This window comes from Aquabacterium sp. (assembly GCF_014378415.1).
Taxonomy (GTDB): domain Bacteria; phylum Pseudomonadota; class Gammaproteobacteria; order Burkholderiales; family Burkholderiaceae_C; genus Aquabacterium.
The window spans coordinates 1-8,055 of the sequence record NZ_JACMNS010000052.1 but is presented as its reverse complement, the minus strand read 5'-3'; the positions used below and the strand labels follow the sequence as shown (position 1 = coordinate 8,055).

Here is an 8,055-nt window from a genome sequence, read left to right as displayed (position 1 = left end):
CCTCGCGGTGATCTCGTTCATTGGCGCAGCCACCCTGGCCAGTGCGCCCACATTGGCCACGGCTGCCAAGGCATCTGGCAACTATGTTGCTGGTGACTTTCACAACCACACCACCTGCTCGGATGGCTCCATCTCGATGCAGAAGCTGATCAAGAAAGCGACCGAGAAGTCGACCGGCAACTGGGGCCTCGACTGGTTTGTGCAAGCTGGCCACGGCGGTTCTGGTAACCGCAACTGCTCGCTGGTTGAAGATGCCACGCTGGACACGCCCGCATATCCTTTCGTCTCGGGCAAGGGGCCCACCACCACCTGGGCCAACAGCATTGGCGCAGCCAACATCAAAGGTGTGAACGGTGGTGTGGGTGGCAACGGCAACATGTGGCGTTGGCAGTCCCTGCAAGAATTCCAGTACCCCTTGGTGGAGTACTTGAGCGCTCAGAAGAACGTGCCGATATTCTTGGGTTTGGAATCGGTGGTGGCGGGTCACGAGCACACTTCAATGGGCATCATCACAGGCCAGATGCCGAGTTCGCTGGACAACGCCATCCTGCCCACGACGCCTGGCTACACGCCTCAAGGCAATGCCAATGCACTGGCCCAATGGAGCTATTGCTTTGACCGTGGCGACACCGACACCAGCCGTGGCAACACCACGGGCTCCACCACGGGCAACAACTGGAACTGCTCGGTCGCCGGCAGCTTGAACGCTGCAGACGCCAGCTGGAACGCCACCGCCCAGAAGCTGATGCCTTCTGGCGGCACGGGCACAGGCGTCAAGGGCCACAACAAGACCCTGGAAGCGCTGAAGTGGATGGTTGAGAAGCACGCCAACGGCAGCTACTATGTGCCCGCCCACCTTGAGCGCGCTGGCCCGTTCAACGCCGATGGCAACAACGGCTTCAACGTTGAGCACCTGCGCAACTTCAACAACACGGCGCCCAATGTGGCCTTTGGCTTCGAGACACAGCCTGGTCACGGCGCTTCGGCCAACCGTGGCGAGTATTCACCTCTGCGCAACAGCGGCTTCACCGGCTCGGCCACGAACGTCGACTCGGTGGGCGGCACGACCTACGGCGGCACGGGCGTTTACGGCTCGTTGATCGGCGGCGTGTGGGATGCCTTGTTGGGCGAAGGCCGCAACTTCTGGTTCTTTGCCAGCTCCGACTGGCACAACCGTGGCAGCTTTGGCCCGGATGACCGCCGTTCGACCCAGGATTTCTACCCCGGCGAATACCAGCGCAACTACACGATGGTTCGCAATGGCGCTGACAAGCTGCGTCCGCAAACCATCGTCGATGGCCTGCGCACTGGCAACAACTGGGCCTCCAGCGGTGCGGTGATCGACCGTCTGGCCTTCGTGGCCTGCGCGTCCTACCCGGGCCTTGGCGCGCGTTCCAACGCGTCGGTTGAAGCGCTAGCGACCTCTGCCGCCACGAGTAACACCGACATCACGGCCAGCGGCTGCGTCACCATGGGTGAAAAACTCGTGGTGCGCCCTGGTGCCGAAATCGTCGTCTCGGTGGTGGTGCGCGATCCTGCTGGCACGAACAACTCGCCGTACTCGTTCCCCAATCCGTCTCTGGCCCAGATTGGTGTCAGTCAGCCTTTGAACGCGCCGGTGCTGGATCACATTGATCTGGTCCGCGGCATGGTGAGCGGCTACAAGACACCAGGCGCGGCGGACTATTCGGGTGAGTGGCCACGCAACCTGAACTGGTTGAAGGCAGACGGCACGACGGTGGGCTTGTCGGCGGTGCCTGCTGCGGCCAAGAACACCACGGCGACCCTGCTGAAGACTTTCAGTGGCAGTGCCACCACGCCCTGGACGGCCTTCACTTCGGGTGTGGATGCCACGCAGTTCCTGAAGATGACTTACCGCATCCCGGCCGTGTCGGCTTCGCAGTACGTGCGCCTGCGCGGCTCCAACCTGCCGGCGGCCGTGCCTTATGAAACCGATGCCAGCGGTAACCCCATGGCCGACATTTATACCAATGCGGGCAACACCGCAATGCTGAAGATTCCGTGCACCACGACAGGTACCAATGTGCCGGTCAATGGTGCCAACTGGACGATCAGCTCTGGTGCCATTGACGGTTGCCCCGCTCATTTGCCTGTCGTGGGTGGCGTGAAGATGGTGGCTTATGACGTCGCGGCATGGTCCGACCTGTGGTTCTACAGCAATCCCATTTACATCCAGGTGAATGGGTCGACGCTGGTGGCTGGCGTCAACTGACCAGCCTTTGACAAGCCTGGGCACCCTCTTGATTGAGGGTGTTTTCAGCCCGCCACTCGGCGGGCTGAGTGTTTTGTCACATTGCTTTTGGACAATCCCATCATCGAAAGGTGAATTGAACATGAAGAACCAGAACATGGGTCGCCGCCAGGCGTTGCAGATTGGCTTGGGCCTGGGCGCTGCCCTGGTGATGCCCTCCGCCCGCGCGTGCGAGTTTTTCACGCCCACCTTGCGGGTCACGCACCCGTGGACACGGGTTTCGGTCAAGGACGCCACCACCGCCATCGTCTGCATGAAGATCGATCAGGTGAGCAAGCTGGATCGCCTGATTGGTGTTGAGACGCCCGTGGCCGAAGGTGCCGAAATCATCGGCATCGAGGGACGCTCCGGTGTGAACTTGCTGATCTTCCCGGGGCAGGAGTTGGTGCTGGGTGAGTCTGGCGTGCAACTGCGCCTGGTGAAGTTGACCCAGCCCTTGCTGATGGCCAGAACCTACGCCATGCGCCTTTATTTCGAAAAGGGCGGCGTGATGGATACCGAACTCAATGTTGATTACATGCCGGCCTGAATCTGATGAGTGCAGTAAAGAGTTCTGATTGGGTGCGTGAACCCCTCTTGCACTTCCTGGTGCTGGGCGGCCTGCTGTTTGCGGCTGACCACCACCTGGTCACCCGGACCGACGACCCTCACACCATCGTGGTGGGCGCCGCGGTTGACAAAGAGGCCCGCGACACCTTCAAGGCCACGCGCGGCCATGACCCCAGTGCGCCAGAGATGGCGGCTTTGCGCCGCGTCTGGCTCGACAACGAGGTGCTGTACCGCGAAGGGCTGTCGCTTCAAGTCGACAAAGGTGATATCGCGATCCGCGAGCGTGTGATCTTCAAGGCCCTGAGCGTGGTGGATGCGAACACCAAGTTGCCCCCCGTGGGCGACAAAGTGCTGCGCCAATGGTTCGACAGCCACCGTGCCAAGTACGACGAGCCTGCCCGCTTCGATTTTCAGGAAGCGGTGCTGTCGGGCGAAGCGTCTGAGGAAGCGGTTCGCGCTTTTGTCGCGGCCCTGAATGGCGGCACGCCTGGCGATGCCAACGCGGGGTTGCGCGTGTTCAAGGCGCGGCCGCTGTCCAACCTGGTGCAAAGCTATGGGGCCGACTTCGCCAAGGCGTTAGAGGCTGCGCCTGCTGGCGAATGGCGCACGCAGCAGTCCAAGGAGGGCTGGCGCGCGATCCGCCTCGATGCCATCAAGCACCCGCAGACGGCCAGCTTCGAGGCTTTGCGCGCGGTGGTGTTGCAGGATTGGACCGATGCGACCTTGTCTGAGCAACGCAGTGCGGCCGTGCGTGCGCTGGAGAAGAAGTACAAGGTCAAGTTCGAGGGATCGCCGACATGATGAGGCGTTGTCTGAACGGGTTGCTGGTGGGCCTGGCATTGCTGGCCAGCACGGCATCGGCCCATGAAATGAGCATGGCCGAAATGCAGGTGCGCGAGATGGCGCCCGGTGAGTTCCTGTGGCAGTGGACGGCCAGTGAGAAGGGCGCCGTGGCCGACGTCCTCAAGCCCATCTGGCCTGAAGGCTGCCAGGCCGAGTTGAACGTGCTGCACTGCGGTAAGTTGGGCATGCAAGGTACGCTCTCGGTGGAGGGCGTGGGCAAAGCCTATTCGGCCGCGCTCGTGAAGGTCTTCTGGCTCGACGGGCAGTCCCGCGTCTACACCTTGACCGCCGGGCAGCCCACGGTTCACCTCTATGGATCGGCCGAAGACCGGCGCGGCATGGGCGAGATCGCCACGGCGTATGTGGCTTTGGGTGTCGAGCACATCCTGGGTGGCATCGACCACCTGCTGTTCGTGGTCGGCTTGCTCTTCCTGGTGGGCTTCAACCGCCGATTGCTGTGGACCATCACAGCCTTCACGGTGGCTCACAGCCTGACCCTGGCATTGAGCGCGCTGGGTTTGCTGGCGCTGCGCTCGCCGCCAGTCGAGGCGTTGATCGCGCTGTCCATCGTGCTCGTCGTCGTCGAGGCCCTGCACCGCAAGCAGACCATCGCCAAGCGTTGGCCCGCGCTGGTGGCTTTCCTGTTTGGCTTGGTGCATGGCCTGGGCTTTGCCGGCGCGCTGAAGGAAATCGGCTTGCCCGAGAGCCACCTGTTGATCGCCTTGCTGACCTTCAACGTGGGTGTCGAGATCGGCCAGTTGATGACGGTGGCGGCGGCTTGGGCATTGTGGCGCGCCGTGTCGCGTTGGCCGTCGGTGTCGCTGGCCCGCACCGCGGCCTTGTATGGCATCGGCACCATGGCGGCGTTCTGGGCCTGGTCGCGTGTGGCCGCCATTTTTGCTTGATTTGGATTGCTTCCATGGACGAGGTCATCAGCCTGTTTCCCACGCCTTTTCTGCGGGTGCCCGGCGCCTTGCCGCCTCCACTGGTGAAGGGGCTGCTGCAACATTTCAGTGGCTTGGCGGTGCAGGACAACAATTCGTCCTCTCAGCTCTCGCACACGCAGATGCTGCGGCCCAGCGACAGTGCATTGCTGGTGGAGGCCGCCACGCGGATCACGCCCAAGCTGAGCGAGCTCGGTGCCTTGTTGTTTGGCGAGCGCATGGGTTGGTCGGTCAAGGAGATGTGGGTCAACCTGCTGGACACCGGTGGGCGACAGGCCATGCACAACCATGCCAACAGCTTCATCTCGGGCGTGGTGTACCTCACGCCCACGCACGACTCGGCACGCACCATCTTCATGAAATCACCCGGCGGATCGGACTACTCGTTCAAGAACGACCATGCCGGCATCGCGACCGGCCCCTTCAATGCCGAGAAGTGGATCAGCCCCATGCCGCAGCCTGGTGACATGGTGCTGTTTCCCAGCTACCTGATGCACGCCGTGCCGCCCAACGAAGGCGAGCGGCGCGTCACCATGGCGTTCAATGCCATCCCCGTGCGTTTGGACTCCTGGGGTTATGGCATCCAGTTCAGCGACTGACGTGGGTTTCGTCCGGCGACAAGGGGCTGCCCGGCTCCTGATGATGGCCTCTGGCTTGGCAGGCCTGGGCTACCAGATCGTGTGGACACAGCAGTGCGCGCTGTGGCTTGGTCACGAGTCTGCGGCCGTGCTGGCCGTGGTGACGGCGTTTTTTGGCGGCCTGGCCTTGGGGGCCTTGCTCATGGGACCGCGCATCGAGCGCAGTGGGCATGCCGTGCGTTGGTACGCGGCGTGCGAAGTCGTCATCGCCGCTTGGGGGCTGGTGCTGCTGGTGGTGATGGCGCCCTTCAGCACCTGGCTGCTCAACCTCACGGGCGTGCAACCCACACCCTTGTGGCAATGGTGGCTGGCGTTCAGCGGTACCTTCTTGCTGCTTCTGCCGGCCACGGCCGCGATGGGTGCCACGCTGCCGGCGATGGAGCGGGTGACATCGCAGATGCACGTGGGCCAGCGCTCCATCGCGGCGCTGTATGCCAGCAATACCTTCGGCGCGGTGCTGGGCGTGTTGGGGGCCACGTTCTGGCTGGTGCCTGAGCTTGGCTTGATGCGCACGGCCATCGTTTGCGTTGCGCTCAATGTGCTGTGCGCGGGCGCGGCGCTCCTTGTCTTTTCGGCGCATGGTGAGCCGCCAAGCGATCCAGCTCGGTCGGCCTTGCCCGTCGCGCACGGCGCACGGGGCACCTTGCTGCGCCTGGCCATGGCCGGGCTGCTGGGCATCGGCTACGAGGTACTCGTCGTGCGGGTGCTCAGCCAGGTGGCCGAGGACACGGTCTACACCTTTGCCATGCTGCTGGCCGTGTACTTGGTCGGCACGGCATTGGGGGCTGCGGCCTACCAGCGTTGGCTTGCCCGCGCGGTCGATGCGGACCGGTTGGCCGACCGCCTGCTGTCCGCCTTGGCCATGGCCTGCCTCCTGGGCACGGCCAGCCTGTGGGCGGCCGAGTGGCTTCAGGCCTGGGTGCTGCAAGCCGGGGGCGGTGAGGGCATGGCGCTGGCCATTGGTGCAGAAGCGGTCTTGGCACTGATGGCCTTCGGTCTGCCCACGCTTGTGATGGGCGCCTTGTTCAGCCACCTCAGCGCCAGCGCTCGTGCGGCTGGCGTCAGCTTTGGGCGCGCATTGGGCGTCAACACGCTGGCCGCGGCCTTGGCCCCGCCGCTGTTTGGCGTTTTGTTGGCACCGATGCTGGGCCCCAAGCTGGTCCTGCTGGGGATCGCGTCGGCGTACCTGCTGCTGGGCACGCGGCGAGCCTGGCTCACGCCATGGGTTTGGACCCCTGCAGTGGCCGCGCTGGCGATGACCATCTGGGCGCCCCCATTGGCCTTCATCACGGTGCCGGAAGGCGGCCACGTCGTCAGCTACCGCGATGGCGTCATGGCCGCTGTCAGCGTGGTGGAAGACGCCGAGGGTGTGGCGCGCTTGCGCATCAACAACCGGCAACAAGAGGGCAGCACCTCCTCGCGGCTGGTCGATGCTCGCCAGGCCCTGCTGCCACTGCTGTTGCACCCGTCGCCGCAGCGGGCTCTGTTCCTGGGTTTGGGCACCGGCGTCACCTCCCGCTCTGCGGCCCAGGACCCGCGCTTGCAGGTGGACGTGGTGGAGCTGCTGCCCGAAGTCATCGAGGCCTCTCAGCACTTCAAGCGCGTGTTCGACGGCGAGGGGCCTGCTCCGCCGATCAACGTGATGGCGGCCGACGCCCGCCGCTATGTGCGGGCCAGCCATCAAACCTATGACGTGATCGTGTCGGACAACTTCCAACCCGCGCGCAGTGGCTCGGGTGCCTTGTACACGGTGGAACACTTTCGCGCGGTTCGCGAGCGCCTGGCCGAGGGCGGGGTGTTTTGCCAATGGTTGCCTTTGCACCAACTGGACCTCGCCACCCTGCGCAGCATCGTGAAGTCCTTCACCACGGTCTACCCGGGCGCCTGGGCCATCCTGGCCAGCAACAGCCTTGAAACGCCCGTGATCGGTTTGGTGGGGCGGGCTGATGGGGGCGGTTTCGACCCTGCACTGTTGCGACAGCGCCTGGCCGCCAGCCAGATGCCCATCCCGCCTGCCGCCTTTGGCATCGAAGACGAGTTTGCCTTGCTGGGCAGCATGGTGGCCGGCCCGAAGGCGCTGGCGCATTTTGCGGGCGAGGCGGCTGCCAACACCGATGATGTGCCGGTGGTGACTTACCGCGCGCCACGCATCACCTACGCGCCTGACTCGTTGCCGCGAGACCGGCTGATCGCCTTGCTGAACGAGCTGTCCGTCATGCCGGAAGAGGTGTTTGATGCCGCCGCCGACCAGGCCTGGTCCGATCGCATGGCCGCCTACTGGGCGGCGCGCACCCAGTTCATCGTGGCCGGCAGGGCAGTGCGGCCTGCAGGCAATGTGCAGGACATGCTCTCCCAGGTCCGCGAGCCCTTGTTGTCCGTGCTGCGCACCAGCCCCTATTTCCGCCCGGCCTACGATCCGCTGCTGCGCATGGCGGGCGCCTTGTCTGCGGGCGGCGATGTGCCCGCTGGCCGCGCGCTGCTCACCGAGTTGGCCCGCGTGCAACCCGACCGACCGGAAGCCGCCCAAGCCTTGGCCCAAATGCCCGACGCACGACCTTGAGGCGCTGCCCGCACCCTTAGTCGGATGCCGCGAGCTTCGGCGAGGTGGTCGACAAAACCCGCTCCGGGTTCATCAGATTGCAAGGGTCAAGGGCCTGCTTGATGGCGTGCATCATGCCCATGGCCACCGCTGATTTGCGCCGCGCGAGCTCATCGCGCTTGAGCTGGCCAATGCCATGCTCGGCCGACAGCGTGCCCCCCAGTTGCAAGGCCGTGTCGTAGACCAGTCGGTTGACCTCGGCCTCGTGTT

General features: G+C 64.3%; 7 protein-coding genes. 6 read left to right on the top strand and 1 reads right to left on the bottom strand.

The features are described 5' to 3' along the window. The 6 genes from H7225_RS05380 to H7225_RS05355 form a co-directional block, all read left to right on the top strand. Positions 1 to 2,233: hypothetical protein (locus H7225_RS05380; RefSeq protein ID WP_290659758.1), on the top strand; the 2,233-nt coding region annotated here is incomplete at its 5' end. A gap of 121 nt (positions 2,234 to 2,354) precedes the next feature. Continuing rightward, entirely contained in the window at positions 2,355 to 2,801 is a 447-nt protein-coding gene (locus tag H7225_RS05375) for a copper chaperone PCu(A)C (RefSeq protein ID WP_290659757.1), read from the top strand. 32 nt (positions 2,802 to 2,833) lie between these two features. After that, entirely contained in the window at positions 2,834 to 3,622 is a 789-nt protein-coding gene (locus H7225_RS05370; protein WP_290659756.1) for a peptidylprolyl isomerase, read from the top strand. After that, positions 3,619 to 4,569, top strand: a complete 951-nt coding sequence (locus tag H7225_RS05365) for a HupE/UreJ family protein (protein ID WP_290659755.1) — start codon at positions 3,619 to 3,621, stop codon at positions 4,567 to 4,569. Before H7225_RS05370 ends, H7225_RS05365 begins: the two co-directional genes overlap by 4 nt. A 14-nt stretch (positions 4,570 to 4,583) precedes the next feature. Then, on the top strand, positions 4,584 to 5,207 hold the full coding sequence (locus H7225_RS05360; RefSeq protein WP_290659754.1) for a putative 2OG-Fe(II) oxygenase: 624 nt from the start codon (positions 4,584 to 4,586) through the stop codon (positions 5,205 to 5,207). Positions 5,208 to 5,247: 40 nt separating this feature from the next. Continuing rightward, the gene (locus tag H7225_RS05355) at positions 5,248 to 7,806 is read left to right on the top strand and encodes a fused MFS/spermidine synthase (protein ID WP_290659753.1); all 2,559 of its coding nucleotides are present in this window, start codon (positions 5,248 to 5,250) and stop codon (positions 7,804 to 7,806) included. Between the two features lie 16 nt (positions 7,807 to 7,822). Here the strand turns inward: H7225_RS05355 and H7225_RS05350 are convergent. Then, on the bottom strand, positions 7,823 to 8,055 hold a 233-nt coding region (locus tag H7225_RS05350; RefSeq protein WP_290659752.1), incomplete at its 5' end, for an FAD-linked oxidase C-terminal domain-containing protein.